General features: G+C 73.9%; 17 protein-coding genes. 10 read left to right on the top strand and 7 right to left on the bottom strand.

What is annotated here, in order from left to right:
- Nucleotides 1-59: 59 nt before the first annotated feature.
- A complete protein-coding gene (gene def / locus EWV39_RS08555) occupies nt 60-632 on the bottom strand; it encodes a peptide deformylase (protein WP_129658626.1) in 573 nt (190 codons plus the stop codon).
- Between the two features lie 173 nt (nt 633-805).
- Between def and EWV39_RS08550 the strand changes: the two genes are divergently transcribed.
- The 6 genes from EWV39_RS08550 (at nt 806) to EWV39_RS08525 (ending at nt 6,370) form a co-directional block, all read left to right on the top strand.
- The gene (locus EWV39_RS08550; RefSeq protein WP_420329953.1) at nt 806-1,408 is read left to right on the top strand and encodes a biotin transporter BioY; all 603 of its coding nucleotides are present in this window, start codon (nt 806-808) and stop codon (nt 1,406-1,408) included.
- Between the two features lie 7 nt (nt 1,409-1,415).
- On the top strand, nt 1,416-2,564 hold the full coding sequence (locus EWV39_RS08545) for an AMP-binding protein (protein WP_129658624.1): 1,149 nt from the start codon (nt 1,416-1,418) through the stop codon (nt 2,562-2,564).
- Nucleotides 2,561-3,694, top strand: a complete 1,134-nt coding sequence (locus tag EWV39_RS08540; RefSeq protein ID WP_129658622.1) for an acetyl-CoA C-acyltransferase — start codon at nt 2,561-2,563, stop codon at nt 3,692-3,694. The genes EWV39_RS08545 and EWV39_RS08540 overlap by 4 nt, the downstream gene beginning before the upstream one ends.
- A complete protein-coding gene (locus tag EWV39_RS08535; RefSeq protein WP_129658620.1) occupies nt 3,691-4,380 on the top strand; it encodes an energy-coupling factor ABC transporter ATP-binding protein in 690 nt (229 codons plus the stop codon). Before EWV39_RS08540 ends, EWV39_RS08535 begins: the two co-directional genes overlap by 4 nt.
- Nucleotides 4,377-4,976 (top strand): energy-coupling factor transporter transmembrane component T, encoded by a 600-nt coding sequence (locus tag EWV39_RS08530; protein WP_129658619.1) that lies wholly within the window; start codon nt 4,377-4,379, stop codon nt 4,974-4,976. The genes EWV39_RS08535 and EWV39_RS08530 overlap by 4 nt, the downstream gene beginning before the upstream one ends.
- Nucleotides 4,977-5,149: 173 nt before the next feature.
- A complete protein-coding gene (locus EWV39_RS08525) occupies nt 5,150-6,370 on the top strand; it encodes an amidohydrolase (protein ID WP_129658617.1) in 1,221 nt (406 codons plus the stop codon).
- Between the two features lie 126 nt (nt 6,371-6,496).
- On the opposite strand, the gene EWV39_RS08520 is transcribed toward EWV39_RS08525, so the two are convergent.
- A complete protein-coding gene (locus tag EWV39_RS08520; protein ID WP_129658615.1) occupies nt 6,497-7,345 on the bottom strand; it encodes a PRC and DUF2382 domain-containing protein in 849 nt (282 codons plus the stop codon).
- Nucleotides 7,346-7,677: 332 nt separating this feature from the next.
- Between EWV39_RS08520 and EWV39_RS08515 the strand changes: the two genes are divergently transcribed.
- Nucleotides 7,678-8,547 (top strand): NmrA family NAD(P)-binding protein, encoded by an 870-nt coding sequence (locus tag EWV39_RS08515; protein ID WP_129658613.1) that lies wholly within the window; start codon nt 7,678-7,680, stop codon nt 8,545-8,547.
- Between the two features lie 184 nt (nt 8,548-8,731).
- A complete protein-coding gene (locus tag EWV39_RS08510) occupies nt 8,732-9,478 on the top strand; it encodes a class I SAM-dependent methyltransferase (protein WP_129658611.1) in 747 nt (248 codons plus the stop codon).
- 48 nt (nt 9,479-9,526) lie between these two features.
- Here EWV39_RS08510 and EWV39_RS08505 read toward each other — a convergent pair whose 3' ends face one another.
- Entirely contained in the window at nt 9,527-10,093 is a 567-nt protein-coding gene (locus EWV39_RS08505) for a YdeI/OmpD-associated family protein (RefSeq protein ID WP_238148188.1), read from the bottom strand.
- 332 nt (nt 10,094-10,425) lie between these two features.
- On the opposite strand from EWV39_RS08505, the gene EWV39_RS08500 reads away from it, so the two are divergent.
- Nucleotides 10,426-11,265, top strand: a complete 840-nt coding sequence (locus EWV39_RS08500) for an SDR family oxidoreductase (RefSeq protein ID WP_129658609.1) — start codon at nt 10,426-10,428, stop codon at nt 11,263-11,265.
- An 18-nt stretch (nt 11,266-11,283) separates the two neighbouring features.
- On the opposite strand, the gene EWV39_RS08495 is transcribed toward EWV39_RS08500, so the two are convergent.
- The gene (locus EWV39_RS08495) at nt 11,284-13,098 is read right to left on the bottom strand and encodes a TetR/AcrR family transcriptional regulator (RefSeq protein WP_165313236.1); all 1,815 of its coding nucleotides are present in this window, start codon (nt 13,096-13,098) and stop codon (nt 11,284-11,286) included.
- 99 nt (nt 13,099-13,197) lie between these two features.
- On the opposite strand from EWV39_RS08495, the gene EWV39_RS08490 reads away from it, so the two are divergent.
- Nucleotides 13,198-14,079 carry a 3-hydroxyacyl-CoA dehydrogenase family protein gene (locus EWV39_RS08490; protein ID WP_129658605.1) on the top strand — a complete coding sequence of 294 codons (882 nt, stop codon included), beginning with the start codon at nt 13,198-13,200 and terminating at the stop codon, nt 14,077-14,079.
- Nucleotides 14,080-14,139: 60 nt separating this feature from the next.
- On the opposite strand, the gene EWV39_RS08485 is transcribed toward EWV39_RS08490, so the two are convergent.
- The 3 genes from EWV39_RS08485 to EWV39_RS08475 all read right to left on the bottom strand — a co-directional run bounded on the left by EWV39_RS08485 (nt 14,140) and on the right by EWV39_RS08475 (nt 17,434).
- Entirely contained in the window at nt 14,140-15,657 is a 1,518-nt protein-coding gene (locus EWV39_RS08485; RefSeq protein ID WP_129658603.1) for a phospholipase D-like domain-containing protein, read from the bottom strand.
- A 74-nt stretch (nt 15,658-15,731) separates the two neighbouring features.
- A complete protein-coding gene (locus EWV39_RS08480) occupies nt 15,732-16,022 on the bottom strand; it encodes a DUF4287 domain-containing protein (protein ID WP_129658602.1) in 291 nt (96 codons plus the stop codon).
- Between the two features lie 179 nt (nt 16,023-16,201).
- The gene (locus EWV39_RS08475) at nt 16,202-17,434 is read right to left on the bottom strand and encodes an NAD(P)/FAD-dependent oxidoreductase (RefSeq protein WP_129658600.1); all 1,233 of its coding nucleotides are present in this window, start codon (nt 17,432-17,434) and stop codon (nt 16,202-16,204) included.
- Nucleotides 17,435-17,570: the final 136 nt, after the last annotated feature.

Below are 17,570 nucleotides of genomic sequence, written 5' to 3'. Positions count from 1 at the left end.
GGGCTCCTCGGCGAACCTCAGGTTGAGATTCAAGCCCTGTTCGCTTCCCTCGGGGCGGCTCAGTGCCCGAAAGGGTCCTCGTCCCGCCCCGGCAGCCAGGTATTGCCCGGAACGCCCCAGCCCTCGCGCTTGATCGCCTTGCGGGCCTTCGCAGACCACCGCTTGTTGAGCCGGTCCACGTAGAGCTTCCCGTCCAGGTGGTCGGTCTCGTGCTGCATCACGCGCGCGAACCAGCCGTGCGCCTCGAACCGGCGCTGCACGCCGTCCTCGTCCTGGTAGGAGACCGTCGCCTGCTCGGCGCGCTTGAGGGGGAAGCTCAGGCCGGGCACCGAGAGGCACCCCTCGGCCTCCTCGTCCCGGTCCGGGTCCTCCTCGGAGATCTTCCCCAGCACCAGGCGGGGGTTGATGACGACGCCGCGGTCCGGCGCGTCGTCGTCGTTGGCGAAGGCGTAGGTGAACAGGCGCAGGTCCACGCCCACCTGGGTCGCGGCCAGCCCGACGCCGTTGGCCAGGTCCATCGTCTCGAACATGTCCGCGACGAGCTGCCTCAGCTCCTCGTCGAAGCTGGTGACGGGGCGGGTGGGACGGTGGAGCACCGGCTCCCCGGTGATGGTGATGGGACGGACGGTCACTGTGCCTCCATGGCGCGGGCCCTCGCGGGCGGGGGTGGTTCTGTTCGGCTCCACCGTAGCGCGGGGACTCGCCGCGCCGGGAACGCGGCGGCCCCGGGCTACCGCAGACGGCGTCGATGCGCTAAGTTGAACACTGTTCAAAAATCCGCCTCGACACCGTGGAGGTCCCCGCAGTGGAAGTCTCGCACCGATCGCCAGCCCGCCGGGCTGACGCCGGCCGCACGCCGGCCGGCGGCTCGTCCCGGGGCCTGGCCCGCATCGCGATCTTCGCGGCCCTCATCGCCGTGATGGGTCTCGCCGGGCCGATCCCCGTGCCCGTCATCCCCGTACCCATCACCCTGCAGACGCTCGGCGTGATGCTCGCCGGCGCCGTCCTGGGCCCCTGGCGGGGCTTAGGCGCCGTGCTGCTGTTCGAGGCGCTCGTGGCGCTCGGCCTGCCGCTGCTCTCCGGGGGGCGCGGCGGGATCGGGGCGTTCGTGGCGCCGAGCGCCGGCTTCCTGCTGGGCTGGATCCTCGGCGTCGTCGTCGTGGGCCTGATCGTGCGGGCCGGCGGGCGCCGGCCCGGGTGGTGGAGCACCGTCCTGGGTGCCGTGCTCGGGGGCATCGCCGCCATCTATCTCATCGGAATTCCGGTGCAGTCCCTCGTCACGGGGCTCGGGCTGCGGGAGACCGCGCTCGCCTCGATGGCCTTCCTGCCGGGGGACCTGGTGAAGGCGGTCCTCGCCGCGGCCGTGACCATGGGGCTCTGGCGGGCGTACCCGCGGGCCTTCGAGTAGGAGGGGCGTGGGACCGGCAGCGCTCCGCCCCCGCATCGTGCCGCTGCGCGGGGCCGACCGGGCCGCCGTGATCGAGCGCGCGCTGAGTGTCCGTCAGGAGGGCGGGATCCCCCTGATCGGCGACGAGCGCTGGTCGGAGGCGGCGTGGCGCAGAGCCGTGCGCAGCGTCGAGGAGGCCCGGCCCCCGCGGGAGGCCGCCTGGGCGACCTTCACCTCGGGCACCACCGGCAGTCCCCGGATCCTGCTGCGCAGCGAGGCCTCGTGGGAGGTCTCCCGCCCCGCCGTGGAGGAGGCCCTGGGCCTGCACACGGACGATGTGATGCTCCTGCCGGTCCACCCGGTCTCCTCGATGACGGTCTACGGTGCGGCCCACGCCCGGGCGCGCGGCTTCGGTTGGCGCGTCCCGGCCCGGGCCCGCCTGAGCGCCGCCGACCTGACCAGGCCCACGCTGATGCACGGCACGCCGCACCACCTCGCCGACGTCGTCGACCTCCTGGAGGCGGGGGCGCCCACGAGCCTGCGGGCGGTGCTGATCGGCGGGGACCGCCTGGGCGCGCGGCTGGCCGAGCGGGCCCGGGCCCTCGGGCTCGAGGTCGTGGCCTACGCGGGCGCCGCCGAGCTGTCCTTCGTGGCCCTCGACGACGGCGCGGGGCTGAGACCCTTCGACGGCGTCGAGGCCGAGGTGCGCGAGGACGTCCTGTGGGTCCGCACCCGGCAGGCGGCCTGCGCCTCGATCGGGGAGGGCGGCTCGCTGCGCCGGGACGGCGAGTGGCTCACCGTGGGCGACCGCGCCCGCCTCGAGCCGGACGGCCGGCTCACGCTGCTGGGCCGCTCCGACGGCGCGATCCGCACCGCGGGCGCGACCGTGATCCCCGCCGACGTCGAGGCCGTCCTGAACGACCTGCCCGGCGTCGAGGCCTGCCTGGTGGTCGGGGAGGAGCGGCCGCGGTGGGGCGCGGTCGTGACCGCCCTGGTCCAGCCGCGGCCGGGGGTGTGGCTGGACACGGCGGAGCTGAGCCGGCGGGCCCGCCCCCTGCTCACGCCCGGTCAGCTGCCGCGCAGGTGGCGGCTGGTCGCCCGGCTGCCCCGGACCGGGAGCGGTAAGGTGAAGCGGCTGAGCGCAGCCGAGTGGACGAGACTGGAGGAGGCACCATGAGCGACGTCGCGATCCTGCGCGCGCTGCGGACCCCCATCGCCCCGCGCTCGCGGGGACTGGCGAACCTGAGCGCGGACCGGCTGGCCTCCCACGCGCTCGCGGCGGCGGCCGCGGGGGCGCCCCGGACGCCCGACGCCGTCGTGATGGGCAACTGCACCGGCCCCGGGGGCAACCTGGGCCGCCTCGCGGCGCTCGGCGCGGGCTTCGGCGAGACGTGCGTCGGGTGGGGGGTCGACGCCCAGTGCGGCTCGGGGATGGTCGCCGTCGCGCAGGCGGCCCGGCACGTCCGGGAGAGCGGGGAGACGGCGGCCGCGGGCGGGGCGGAGAGCGCCTCCACCGCGCCCGTCCGGACCCTCGACGGCGTGCCGTTCTCCCGGGCCCCCTTCGCACCGGAGGGCTTCCCGGACCCGGACATGATCGAGGCCGCCGACGACCTCGCGGCCCGCCGCGGCATCGGCCGCGCGCGGCAGGAGGCCTTCGCCGTGCGCAGCCACGAGCTCTCCCTGGCCCACGCCGCCGCCCTGGAGGGGGAGACGGCGCCCCTCCGGCGCCCGGGCGACCCCGCCTCCGCCCCGATCCCCGACGACGGCCCCCGCTCCACCAGCCCGGCCCTCCTGCGCCGTTTCCGCCCCGTCCGCTCCGCGCCGGACGCGAGCGTCACCCCCGGCACCGCCGCCCGGATCGCCGACGGCGCCGCGGCCCTCCTGCTCGCCCCGGCCGCCGAGGCCGCCGGGCCGCACTGCGTCGTCCGCGGGGACGCCCTGACCGGGTCCGACCCTGCGTTGCCCGGCCTCGGCCCGGTGCGCGCCGCCCGCCGCGCGCTGGAGCGGGCCGGGTGGACGTGGGACGACGTCGCGGTGATCGAGATCGTGGAGGCCTTCGCCGCGCAGGCCCTGGCCGCCCTGGACGAGCTCGGCCTGGCGGACCCGGCAGGCGACGCCGTGGACGAGCGCGTCAACGCCCGCGGCGGCGCGCTCGCGCTCGGGCACCCCTGGGGGGCCTCGGGCGCCGTCGTCCTGGTCCGCCTGGTCCACCGCCTCCTCGACGCGCCGGTCGGCTCGCGCGGGGTCGCGATGTGCGCCATCGGCGGCGGCATGGGCGCGGCGATGCTCCTGGAGCGCGCGGCATGAGCGTGGTCCTGGACGCGGTGACGGTGGAGGCGGACGGCCCCGAGGGCCCCGCCCTGCTGCTCGACGACGTCAGCTGCCAGCTCGCGGCCCCCCGCACGGCCGTGATCGGCGAGAACGGCTCCGGCAAGTCCACGCTGACCAAGGCCGTCGCCGGCCTGCTGCGCCCCAGCCGGGGGAGCATCGCGGTCGACGGCGTCCCCACCTCCGAGACCAAGCGCCTGCGCCGCAGCGTCGGCTTCGTCTTCGCCAACCCCGGGGCCCAGGCGATCATGCCCACGGTCCGGGAGGACGTCGCCCTGTCCCTGCGCGGGCTCGGGCTGAGCCGGGCGGAGACGGCCGCGCGCGTCGAGCGGGCGCTGGCCGAGCACAGCCTCGAGGAGCTCGCCGACCGCGCCTGCCAGACGCTCTCCAGCGGCCAGATGCAGCGGCTCGCGCTGTGCTCGGTGCTGATCCGCGGACCCCGGCTGGTCATCGCGGACGAGCCCACGAGCCTCCTGGACGCCCGGCACCGGCGGATCATCTCCGACCTCCTGCTGGCCCCCGCCGCGCCCCAGGTGCTGCTGGTGACCCACGACATGGACCTGGCCCGCCGCTGCGACGAGGCGATCCTCGTCCAGGACGGCCGCATCGGCGCGCAGGGCGCCCCCGAGTCCGTGATCGCCGCCTACGAGGAGACGCTGGCATGATCTCCCTCTACCTGCCGGGCCACAGCCTCGTCCACCGGGCGCCCACGGGCGCCAAGCTCGCCGCGCTCGCGATCCTCGCCCTCGCCCTCTCCCTGGCCCCCGCCTCGTGGTGGACCTGCCTGGCCTGCCTGGTGCTGCCCCTCGCCGCCTTCGCGCTGGCCGGCCTGGGCCCGCGAATCCTGCTGCGCGAGCTCCGGCGGGTCTGTCTGATCCTCCTGTTCCTCGCCGTCACGCAGCTGATCTTCCTCGCGCCGGTGCTCGCCGCGACCAACACGCTCCGGGTGCTCGCCGTGGTCCTGCTCGCGCAGTGCATCACGCGCACGACGCCGGTGGAGGGCATCGTCGGGACCGCCGAGCGGCTCCTACGGCCCTTCCGCCGGCTCGGCGCGCGGCCCGAGCGGGTGGGGCTCGCGATGGCCCTGACGCTCAGCGCGGTGGGCCAGCTGGGCGAGGTCGTGCGTCAGGTCCGGGACGCCCAGCGCAGCCGCGGCGTCCGGCTCGCCCCGTGGGCCTGGGTCATGCCGGTGCTGGTGCTCTCGCTGCGCCACGCCGACGACGTCGGGGACGCCCTGGAGGCCCGCGGCCTCGGCGACTGAGCGGGGTGCCGCGCGGCGTGCGCGGGGGTCCGGGCGGCTCCCCTCGGCTGCGGGGGCGGCAGACTCCGAGCGGGCCGGTGCCCCGGGGATCGGGCGTCCCTCTGGCAGCGGCCGCCTGTAGGCTGGGTCACACGACGCAGCGTCAGCACGCCCCCCTCGGAAAGGACCGCCCGATGACCGTCTCAGAACTGCCCCGCCTCTCCGCGCACGAGGCCGAGACCCTCCACGAGCTCTACCGCCATCTGCACCGGAATCCCGAGCTGAGCATGCAGGAGCACGCCACGCAGGAGCGGATCGAGGCGGAGCTGGACGCGCTGGGAATCGAGCGCTTCCGCTGCGGCGGGACCGGCGTCGTCGGCGTCCTGGAGAACGGCGAGGGGCCCGTGGTGGCCTTCCGCGCGGACACCGACGGGCTGCCCATCGAAGAGAGCACGGGCCGGGAGTACGCCTCCCGGGCGCGCGGGACCCTGCCCGACGGGCGCGAGGTCCCGGTCATGCACGGCTGCGGGCACGACACGCACATCGTCTCGCTGCTCGCGGCCGCGCGGGCGCTCGTCTGCGACACGGACCGCTGGGGCGGCACCGTCGTGCTGATCTTCCAGCCGGGGGAGGAGACGGCGGCGGGCGCCCGGGCCATGGTCGAGGACGGCCTGTGGGACCGCGCGCCCCGCCCGGAGGCGATCCTGGGACAGCACGTCTCCCCGGCCCGCGCCGGCACGGTGGCGCTCGCGCCGGGCGTGGCGACCGCGATGGCGGACTCGCTGCGGGTCACGGTCAGGGGCCACCAGACGCACGGCTCGCAGCCGCAGGACGGCAAGGACCCGATCGTGGCCGCGGCGGCGATGGTCACCCGCCTGCAGACCATCGTCTCCCGCGAGCTGGCGCCGCAGGAGGCCGCCGTCGTCACCGTGGGGACCTTCCACGCCGGGCTCAAGGAGAACATCATCCCCGAGGAGGCCGAGTTCACCATCAACACCCGGGCCCTCTCCGAGGGGACGCGGGAGAGGCTCATCGAGGCGATCCGCCGCATCCTGCGCGGCGAGGCGATCGCGGCGGGCATCGAGGAGCCGGAGATCGAGAAGATCTACGACTTCCCGATCAACGTCAACGACGCTGCCGCCTCGGAGCGGGTCCTGGAGGGCCTGCGGCAGGCCCTGGGCGAGGAGGCCGTGCAGCGCAGCGCCCCGATGATGGGCTCCGAGGACTTCGGGTGGCTGGGCACGGCGATCGGCGTGCCCTCGGTCTTCTGGTGGTTCGGCGGCGTCGACGAGCCGCAGCAGGGCGGGCCGGTGAACCACTCGCCGCGCTTCGCCCCGGATCCCGAGTCGGCCCTGCGCGCCGGCACCACGGCGGCGCTGGCCGGGCTGTGGCAGTGGGTCGGCCACGAGGGGTGAGGGGCTCGACGCCGCGCCGGCCCGGACGCTCCTCGGGGCCGGAAGCGCGTCAGCGCATCCGGCCCCGAGGGAACGATCGAGCGGAGGAGGCGCGCAGGCTCACCCGCCTGCGCCCTCCGGCATCGCTCAGCGGCGACGGTCGGGCTTGTTCTCCTCGTCCTCCAGCTCGATCTCCTCACGGCGCACGTCACCGGACACGGTCTCCGTGTCCTGCACCGTCCGCTTGCCGATGTTGACCTTCTCGGTCGCGACGGTCTCCTTGTCCACCACCGGACGCTCCTCCCGGAGGGTCACGGTCTCCTCGGTGTCCTCGGAGTCGATCCCGCCGGTGGAGCGGGCCTCGGTCGAGTCCGGGTCGATCTCCTCGCGTTCCACGACGAGCTCCTCGCGCTGCACCGGGACGTCCACGTTCTGGTGCTCGGTGCGCACCCGCTTGTGCAGACGTGCCCGGCCGGCCTCGTGCTGCTCGGTGCCGACCTCCAGCCGTTCCTCGTGGGCGACCATCTCGCCCTCGGCGCCCTCACGGCCGGCGCGATCCCCACGTCGGTCCCCGGCGCCTCGGCCGGCGTCGTCACGCCCGCGGCCGCCGGCCTGCGCGGCGGCGTCCCCTCCCCGGTCCTCGGTGCGGCGGCCGCCCGCCGCCCCGCGATCGGAGCCTTCGTAGTCGAGGCTGTAGTACTCGAACAGGCGCCGCTCCTCATCGGGGGTCAGATGACCGTCGACCTCGACGTTCGGCGCGTCCTTGATGAAGTTCTTGGAGAAGGGGACGGTGACGCCGTCCTCCGACTGGCTGGCCGACTCGAGGGGGATGAAGGTCTCCCGCGAGCCGAACAGGCCGATGTTGACGGTCATGAACTTGGGGCGCTGGGTCTCATCGTCGAGGTAGACCTGGCCGATGGTGCCGATCTTCTTGCTCTCGTTGTCGTAGACGTTGGCGTTCTCGAGTGCGTCGTAGTCAAGGTTGTGGTTGACCATGGTGCAATCATCCTCCGTATGTTGATCCGCCCGAAGCCCAGGCGGCGATCCTCTCGACAAGTCGAGACAATTTCGAGCCTAGTTCAGGCTGGGAGCACGCAACACCAGGTTCGAGGAGAAAAGATTTCGAGGTGCGAGATCCTCTCGCCGGCCCCGGGCCTCTCGCGCCCCGAGCGGGCGGTCCGCCCGGCGGGCGGCCTCGGATACGGCGGCTGAGGTCTCACGGCGCGGTCTGCTACCGTCGAGGCGCGGGTGATACGCATCACCTATCAGGCCGCGGGATCCACCGTCACAGGTCCCGGCCGCCATCCGTCATCGAAGGGGAGCCGTCTATGACCATCGGAGTGATGACGCCGAAGGGGAACGTCGGGCGGCACCTGCTGCGTCTGCTGGTGCAGGCGGGGGAGCGGCCCCGTGCCCTGCTGCACGATCCCGCCGGCCTGACGGAGGACGTCGCCGAGCGAGTGGAGACGGCCCCGATCGACGCGTGGGACGCCGACGCCGTGGCGGAGGCCACCCGCGGCCTCTCCGCCCTGTACTGGGTCAGTCCCACCGCGCTGGACCGGGACCCCGTGGAGGCCCACCGTCGCGCGGCCGCGAACGTCCGGGCCGCGGTCGAGGCGAACGGCGTCGGGCGCGTGGTCTTCCAGTCCAGCGGCGGCACCGAGAAGCGCCGCGGGGTCGGCGAGATCGACGGCCTGGCGGCTACCGAGCTGGAGCTCGAGGCGAGCGGAGCCTCGGTCGCCCACCTGCGCAACGGGTACTTCCTCACCAACCTGCTGATGGACGCCGACTCGATCCGCGAGGGCGTGCTGAGCACCGCGATGGACCTCGATCGGCCCCTGCCGTGGGTCGCCCCGCAGGACATCGCCGCCGTCGCCGCGGCCCGCCTGCTCGGACCCGCCTGGGCCGGGCGCCGCGTCCAGGCCGTCCACGGCTCCGAGGACCTGACCTTCCGGGAGGTCGCCCGGCGGCTCTCGGAGGTCCTCGGCCGCCCGGTCGAGGCGCGCCGGACCACCGACGACGCCGTGCGGGCCGGGCTCGAGGCCGCCGGCCTCCCCGCCCCGGCCGTCGAGGCGATCGTCATGATGACGGCGGGCATCCGGGACGACTACGTGCCGGAGGACCCGCGCACCTACGCGACGACCACCCCCACCACGCTGGTGAGCTGGGCGGCGGAGCACCTGAGGCCGCTGATGTGACGGTCGCCCTCGGCGAGTGAGGGGGACGGAGAGCTGGCAGCGCGTCCTCATCGCCGCGCCCTCCTCACGCGCCCTTCAGCGGCGTGATCTCGCTGATCCTGTCCCGCAGTGTCCGCCCCGAGGACGAGCGAGACGACAGGGTCCGTCTTCGACCCTCGGATCCCCACCGGCTAGGCTCGCCCCCATGAGATCGTTCGAGGAGCTGGTGTCCGAGGCAGAAGCCGCCGACGTCGAGGGCTGGGGCTTCGAATGGCTGGACGGACGCGCCGTCGAGGAGCGCCCGCCCTGGGGGTACGCGCGTCTGCTGGCCGAGCGGCTGGGGCGAGCGGGCTCCGCGCTGGACCTGGACACCGGCGGCGGGGAGGTCCTCGCCGAGGCCCCGGCGCTGCCGCCCCGCACGGCGGCCACCGAGGGCTGGCCGCCCAACGTCGTCCGGGCCCGCCAGCGCCTGGGCCCGCGCGGCGTCGAGGTCGCGGAGCACGACGCCGGCCCCCTCCCGTTCCCTGCGGCCTCCTTCGAGCTGGTGAGCTCGCGGCACCCGGTGAGCCCCGACTGGCCCGAGATCCACCGGGTGCTCCTGCCCGGCGGGCGCTACCTCGCGCAGCACGTGGGGCCGGCGTCGGCCTTCGAGCTCATCGAGTTCTTCCTCGGACCGCGCCCCGAGGAGCGCAAGGAGCGGGATCCGGAGCGGGAGGCCGCCGCGGCCGAACGCGCCGGGCTCACCGTGGAGAGGCTCGAGACCGCCCGCTGCCGGATGGCCTTCTACGACGTCGGGGCCGTGGTGTGGATCCTGCGCAAGTGCGTCTGGTGGGTCCCCGGCTTCTCCGTGGAAGCCTACGAGGACGAGCTGCGCGAGCTCGACCGCAGGATGCGCGCGGGGGAGCCCTTCGTCGCGACGTCGACCCGGCACCTCATCGAGGCGAGGCGGTAGCTGGCTCATCCGGAGCTGGCGCTGGCCTCCCCGAGGCCCGTGCCCGCATCACGCGATCCCGAGCAGCTTCCCGTTCTTCGACAGCTCCGGATCCGTGCAGGAGGAGAGGTCGAAGCAGCACGGCCGCCGTTTGCCCGCGCGCAGCTTGGAGATCGAGACCTCGACGCGGCGCCCGCGCGTCTGCGCGCTCTTGGTTGCCCCGATCCACCGCACCCACTCCCAGCGGGCCATGGGCGTGATGTCCGCCCAGGTCTCCGCGAGGTCGGGAGCCTGCTCGAGCGCCTCCCTGAGATCCGCCGGGACCTCCGGCTCGGGCCATGCGCCCGCCGGCGCGAGCTCGAACACGACGGCGGAGCCCTCCTCGAGTCCCAGGGCCTCCCGCAGCTCATCGTCCACGGCGAGCCAGTGGCCCTTCGCGCCGTCGGGCTCCAGCACCGTGGATGTCGCGTAGTCGTTCAGGACGGCGTCGACCGCGACCTGGCCCCGGGAGGGCAGCTGGAGGCTCGCCTCCCCGGGCAGCCGCATGATGAGGCGCTCGCCGATCCCCTGCAACCGGCCCTCGCCGCTGACCGGCGCCTTCGCGGCGTTCTTCTGGGTTGACATTGGCTCGGCCATGGGCCCGCTCCTGGGGTGCTCGTTCCTGCGGTGGTGGACCTCATTCTAGACGCGGAACCGCTGCTCCGGCGGGGCCTGTGGACGGCCGGGAGCAAGGGAGGCCGGGGAGGAAGGGCGGACACCGGGGAGGGAGAAGAAGACGGAAGCCGACGGCGAGGAGGAGGCCGGCGCGGGGCAGGAAACCGAGGGTGGGGAGACAATCAGCGTCGGGCAGGAATCCGACGGGGGAGGAAGGGACCGGCATCGGGAAACAGGGGAGGCCCCGAAGAAATCCGACGCCGGCGGCGTGTCCGGCGGCACCTCCCATCACCGGAGCTGATCCCATGAGAGGCATGAGCACTCACATCGCCGACGGACTGGCCCGGGACCCGCTGCCCCTGCGCGGCAGGAGCGCAGTGGTGACGGGGGTGAGCCGCCGCCGGGGGATCGGCTACGCGATCGCCTGCCGCCTCGCGGCCTACGGGGCCAGCGTCTTCTGCCACCACTACTCACCGCACGACGCCGAGCAGCCCTGGGGCGCGGAGGAGATCGACGACGTGCTCGACGGCGTCCGGGAGCACCTCGTCGGCGACGCGGTCGTCTCCGACCTGCACCTCGACCTCGCCGAGCCCGAGGCTCCGGAGCGCCTGATCGCCGCCGCGGAGCAGAGCCTCGGCCGTCTCGACGCCCTGATCTGCAATCAGGCGATGAGCGGCCCCGACGGCGCGCTCGGGGAGTTGGAGGCCTCGATGCTCGACCGGCACTGGGCCGTCGACGCCCGGGCCTCCATCCTCCTGGCCCAGGCCTTCGCGGCGTGTCACGAGGAGGGGAGCCCCGCCTCGATCGTCTTCATGACCTCGGGCCAGGGGCAGGGCCCGATGCCGGGCGAGATCGCCTACGCCGCGGCCAAGGCGGCGCTCGCGGGCATCACGACGACGATCGCTGACGAGCTGGCCGATCGCGGCATCAGGGTCAACACGATCAATCCGGGCCCGGTCGACACCGGCTACATGACGGAGGAGGCACGGCGGTCCGTCCTCCCCATGTTCCCCCTCGGACGCCTCGGGGAGCCCGACGACCCCGCCCGCCTCATCGCCTGGCTGACCACCGAGGAGGCGGCCTGGATCACCGGGCAGGTCATCCACAGCGAGGGTGGATTCGCCCGCTGGCGCCCCCAGGCCCAGGACGGCTGAGTTGTCCCGGGGCGGCGCTCACAGCCCCGTGGCCTCCGGCCAGTGCAGCGCGATGCCGGTGACCGGCGCCGGAAGCTCGGCGACCACGCGGTCGCCCCCGTCCCGCACGCCGATCTCGCGGATCCGCCCGCTGAGGTCGGAGACGTACACGACGTCGCGCCCCCGGTCCAGCGCCAGGCCGATGGCCTCCTCGAAGCCGTCGGCCAGGATCTCCGGGTCCTCGCCGGGAGCGCCGGGGGCGGGGATCGGCGCCCGGTTGAGCGTGTTCCCCTCCGGTTCCGCGCCCCGGTCGGTCCAGTAGATCGCGCCGGAGGCAGGGTCGAGCTCGAGGTCGATGGGCTCCGGCAGTCCCTGCCAGAGCACCTCGACGTCGTCGCGCGCCTCGGGGGCCTCTCCCTCGGGCAGCTCGAGCCCGGCCCGCATGATGCGGCCCCTCCCGCCCTTCGAGGGGCCCTTCTGGGTCCAGTAGAGGAAGCCCGCCGCGGGGTCCACGGCCACGCCGACGCACTGCTCCTCCGCGGGGCTCGGCCCGGTTCCGGCCGTGAGCACCAGCGGGGTCAGCCCCGAGCCGTCCGCCTCGCAGCGGTAGACGCCGCAGCCCTCTCGATCGCACCAGTAGATGCGGCCGCTCTCGGGGTCACGGGTCACCTGCTTCCCGGTGGTGAAGGAGCCGCGGGGGAGCAGGGCGCGGGCCGGGCCGCCGTCGAGGGAGACCGTCTGCAGGGAGCCGTTCCGGTGCGTGAAGGGCGGCTCGCCGCCGCGCGTGGCGGGCTCGTCCGGCTCGCCCATGAAGGTGAAGATCGCCTCGCGCGCCTCCGGGTCCACGACGATCCCGTCCGGCGTCTCCCCGAGGTCGGTCAGCAGGTCCTCCACGGCGCCGGTCCGGGGGTCCACGCGGTGCACGCCGCCCGGGAAGAAGAGGGTCAGCCCGTACAGCACGGGCCCCTCGCCCCCGGCTCCGACGCCGTCCCGGGCCGTCTCCCGGTCGTGAGCCTCGCGCTCGGCGCCCTTCTCCTGCACCGCGGTCTCGCCGTCACGCGTCGTGCCCTCGTCGTTCCGATCGCTGCGTTCCATGTCCGAACTCCTGTTCTCCGATTCCGATCTCGCGCCGGCCTGATCCGGCCGACAGGTCTGCGATGCACCCGATTCCGCGGCGTCGTCGCCCGGCTCCGCCTCCTCCGCGACGTCGCCGCCCGAGGCCGCCCCCTTCTCCGCCCCGTCCCCGGCGGGTTCCGAGACCCCGCGCAGAGCCGCCGCCACGGCGTCGCGCCTCAGCCGTCGTGAGTCCTCGAGCAGGATCCCCTGGAGGGTGGCGCCCACGTGCGCGGCGACGACCACGCGGGTCGCCTCGGCCGGGTCCGTGCTCAGCCGCCGTCCGTGCGCGGCGACGAGGCCGGCGACGTAGGGCTCGAGCCCCCGGTGCAGCTGGTCGGCGTGCTCGCGCAGAGAGATGGCGAGCTCGGCGTCGTGCGGGGCGCGGAGGCTGAAGACCGCGCGCAGGGCGTACCAGCGCGGGCTCACGGGCAGGACGTCGAGGAAACGGTCCACCGCGTCCTCCAGCGTCGAGCCCCCGAGCTCGTGCCGCGCCTGCTCCGGCTGCTCCTCGAGGGCCTCCAGGACCCGGGCGGTCTTGCGCTCGTAGAGGGCGAAGAGCAGGGCGTCCACCGACGCGAAGTTGGAGTAGAACGCCCCGCGGGTGAAGCCGGCGCGCTCGCACACGGCGTCGATCCCCAGCCGCGTGGTCCCGGTCTCCTCGACGAGCGCCGCGGCGGCCTCCACCAGGCGGGCGCGGGTGTTCGCGCGGCGTCGGGTCCCGGGGCTCGGTGCGCTCATGTCTGGTGCTCCGTTCACGAGGGGGTGGCGATCGCCGCCCATCGGGTACATAATGTATTGGATACAAATTATACCGAAATGTGAGGAGAACGGAACACCATGGCATATCAGCTGCCGGAGGGCATCGAGGATCGGCCGATCGTCGTCATCGGGGGAGGGACGCTCGGGCGCCGCATCGCCGCGGTCTTCGCCAGCGGCGGCGCGGCCGTGCGCCTCGTCGACCCGGCGGAGGAGCAGCGCGAGGCGGCCCGGGCCTACGTCGAGCAGACCGTGCCGGAGCTGCGCGCCCGCCTCGGCCGGGAGCGCCCGCTGGGCGGATTCGAGGCCCACGAGGCCCCGGAGTCGGCCGTGCCCGGCGCCTGGCTGGTCATCGAGGCGATCCCGGAGCGGCTGGACCTCAAGCGCCCGCTCTTCGGCAGCCTGGACCGGATGGCCGACGACGACGCCCTGCTGGCCACCAACTCCTCCTCCTACGCCTCGCGAGAGGTGATCACCGAGGTCGAGCACCCCGAGCGCGTGCTCAACATGCACTTCGCGATGCCCCCGGCCAGCATGGCCGTGGAGCTGATGAGCGACTCGAAGACCGCCGAGGGCGCGCTCGAGTTCCTGGCCCGCGAGCTGCCGGCCTACGGCATCCTGCCGTTCATCGCCCACCGGGAGAGCACCGGCTTCATCTTCAACCGCATCTGGGCGGCCATCAAGCGCGAGTCGCTGGCCGTGGTGGCCGAGGGCGTGAGCACCCCGGCCGACGTCGACGCCATCATGAAGGCGAACCTCGGCATGGCCTCGGGGCCGTTCGCGACGATGGACGGCGTGGGCCTGGACGTTGTGCTGGACATCGAGGAGCACTACCGTGAGGAGTACCCCTGGATCCCGGCCGCGTCGCGGGACCTGGTGAAGTCCTACGTGGACGCCGGGAAGCTGGGCCGCAAGAGCGGCGAGGGCTTCTACCGGTACGACGCCGAGGGCGAGTCCGCGTAGCCGGCGGGCCTCGGGGCGGCGGCGTCGAGCCTTCGCGGCCTCTGCCGCAGGACCTCGCCCCTACTGGAGCGCCGAGGTCAGCCGCATGATCGACTCCGAGTAGCGCCGCAGCACCCCGCGCTTCGGCCAGGCCTGGGCATCCAGCGGGGTGCTGCGCCGCGCGTAGCCCTCGATCACCTCGCCGACCTGCTGCACGACGTCGCCCCCGTAGGCCAGCAGGCTGATCTCGTAGTTCAGGCCGAAGGAGCGCATGTCCATGTTGGACGAGCCCATCACGGCGTACGAGTCGTCCACCAGGAAGCACTTGGTGTGCAGGACCTCGGGCTTGGGATGGAGCATGATGCGGACCCCGGCGTCGAGCAGGGCCTGGTAGTAGGAGGACTGCGCGCGGTCCACCATGAACTGGTCCGCGACCTCGCTGACGTACAGCTCCACTCGCACGCCCCGGTGGGCCGCGGTGACCACCGCGGCGAGCAGCGACTCGTCGGGCACGAAGTAGGGGCTGACGATCGCCAGCCGCTCCCGGGCCATGTACATCAGCGAGGTGAAGGCCCGCAGGTTGGGGTCGGTGCGGAAGCCGGGCCCGGAGGGGATCAGCTGCACCGCGTTGACCTCGCCGCCGACGCTGGGCGTGGGGCCGTGCTGTGCGGGCAGGACCTCCACGGCCTCCTCGCGCTCCTCGCCCTCCTGCCGGTAGGCGTGGATTCCCAGGACCTCGCCGCACTCGCTGTACCAGTCCACCGCGAAGATGGCCTCCAGCGAGGTCACGATCTCCCCGGTCACCTGGATCGAGATGTCGTTCCAGCGCCGGCCCACCCGCTGGTTCCTCGCCTTGCCGTAGGCGGAGTCGATGAGGTTCTGGGAGCCCATCACCGCGACCCTGCCGTCCACCACCAGCAGCTTCCGGTGGTTGCGCAGGTCGATCCGCCGCGCCTTCCCGCGCAGCGGCTGGAAGGGCAGCATGAGGTGCCAGTCGATCCCGGCCTCGGTCATCCCGCGCAGGAAGCGGCGGAAGCCGGGGTACTTGCGCGAGCCCATGTGGTCCAGGAGCAGCCGCACCTTCACCCCGCGGCCGACGGCGTCCTCGAGCGCCCGGAAGAACCCCTCGGTGGTCTCGTCGCGGGCCATGATGTAGATCTCGACGAAGACCGTCTCCTCCGCCTGCTCCACGAGCGAGGTCATCCGGTCGATGCTCGCCCGGTAGTCGGAGAGGACGCCGTGGTTGGTGGCCGTGACCATCGGCAGGGAGGTCAGCGACCGGGAGAGCTCGACGACGCCGGCCAGCTCCGCCGGGATCTCCACCGACTCGGGCGTGTCCGGCACCGCCTCCGTGCCCTTGGCCAGCAGCTCGTTGGCCCGGGCCTGGATGCGGGCCCGCCGGCGGTTGACGTACGGACTGCCCAGGAGGAGGAACAGCGGGATCCCGACGACGGGCAGGAACAGGATCAGCAGGAGCCACGCCGTCGAGGAGGAGGGGCGCCGGTTCTCCGGGACGACGCCGATCGCCACGATCTTCACGATGTACTCGAGCACCACGATGGCCGTGGAGGCGAACGCGGTGATGCCGATGGATGTCATGGGGCTCCCTCGGGGGCTGGGCTGCTCGGGACGGGGCGCGGGGACGGCTCGGAGGGGAGCCGACGCGGGGCGCGTCAGCGGTTCGGGTCGGTGTCCCTGCCGTCGAGCCACAGGGTCTCGCTCGCGTCGGCGTGCGTCCCGGCGCCGCCCACGTGCTTGTCGCTGATCCGGGGGCCCTTGGTGATGACGTGCACGAGCGCCATGCCGTGCCCGCGGCCGAGGCCGTACTCCTCCTTGAGCCACTCGAGGATCGGCCCGGCCTTGGTGCTCTCGTCGAAGCCGCGCTGACGGGCGAGCTCGATGATCTGGCGCGGGGTCAGTCCGGTCTTGGCTTCGGCGGCGTCGAGGTAGCTCTGGAAGGACATGGGGTCTCCTGCGGGATTCGGCGAGGAGGTCTCCTCGGCACACCCTCACGAGCGGCGGGGTGATGCCCCGAGGATAGCGCAGGGGGACGACGGCGAGGCGCACCGGCTCCTTCTGCCCGCACCGCGTCGTCGCCGGGCCGTCCTCGGCCCGTCGTCACCCTCGGCGCCGGCCCCGGCCGTCACCCTCCGCGGAGAGCCTCCTCCACCGTGCTCCTGCGCTCGATGAGTTCGCTGCCGCGCTCGTAGTCCTCATCCGCCTGGTGGGTCAGGACCCCCACGAGCACTCCCTCGGCGTCTGCGTACCACACCGTGAAACCGTCGTCGTGCTCCACGGGGTGGGCGGTGGAGTAGCCGTCTCCCCAGGCCGCGTACTTCAGCGTGCGGTCGCCGATGACGGACCAGAAGCCCGGGACGGCGTCCCAGGCCCGCGGCTCCGCGCCTCGGGTGAGCGCCGCGGCCGCATTGTGCCCGGCGATCTCGCCCATGCTCAGCGCATCCCCCCAGTGCTCGACGGCGAGGCGACGGCCGGCGACCGCGTGGCGGGCCTCCGCGAGGTCCCCCGCCGCCCATTCGGCGGCACCGGCGCGCAGCTGCTCGTCCACCAGCACCCGGCCCTCCTCCGTGGGGAAGCCGGCGGCGTCGGGCACCTCGCCGTTCTGCTCCACGCCGACGGCCGCCAGCACCAGGTCGGCGGGGATCTCCGTCCCGTCGTCCAGCCGCACGGTGCACGGGGCCCGCACCGCTTCGACCTGGGTTCCCGCCAGGACGCGGACGCCCGCCCCGCGCAGCCAGTCCGCCACGTGCGCTCCCGCCTTCTCGCCCAGCCGGGCGGCCTGTGGCGTCGGCTCAGGCGTGACCATCGTGGTGCGCACTCCGCGGGCGGCCAGCGAGGCCGCGGCCTCGCAGCCGATGAAGCCGGAGCCCACCACCACCGCGGAGCGGGCGCCGGCCGCCGCCTCCGCCAGCGCTCCGGCCTGCCGCAGCGAGCGGAGCAGATGCACCCGGGCGCCGTCCTCGACGCCGGGCAGGGGCTTCGGACGGGAGCCGAGCGCCATCACCAGCTGCGAGTACCGGATGCTGCGCATCCCCTCGGAGGTGCGGCAGAGCACCGTGCGGGCGCTCCTGTCGACGGCGGTGACCTCCGTGCCGAGCAGCAGGCTCACCTGCTCCGGCAACCCCTCCTCCTCGATGGGCTGCGGGTGCACGGGCTGTTCGCCGGCCAGCATCTCCTTGGACAGCGGCGGCCGCTGATAGGGGCGGTCCGCGTCGGCGGTGACGATCAGGACCGTGCCCGGCCCGCCGGAGTCCGCATAGCTGCGCGCCGCGCTCACCCCCGCCGGGCCGCTGCCGATGATCAGCAGGGTGGCCTCAGGGGGCACGACGTCGGCCGAGGGGGTTTCGCCATGGGTCATGTCCTCAGTATCACCACGGGGGCCGTGGCCTCCACAAGCCTCTGCCCGGGACGATCTTCACAGGCTCACAGGCTCACAGGCTCACAGGCTCACAGGCTCACAGGCTCACAGGCACACAGGCACACAGGCACACAGG

The organism is Rothia halotolerans (genome assembly GCF_004136635.1).
Lineage (GTDB): Bacteria > Actinomycetota > Actinomycetes > Actinomycetales > Micrococcaceae > Rothia > Rothia halotolerans.
The sequence above is the reverse complement of the archived record's forward strand: the minus strand, read 5'-3'. Positions and strand labels throughout refer to the sequence as shown.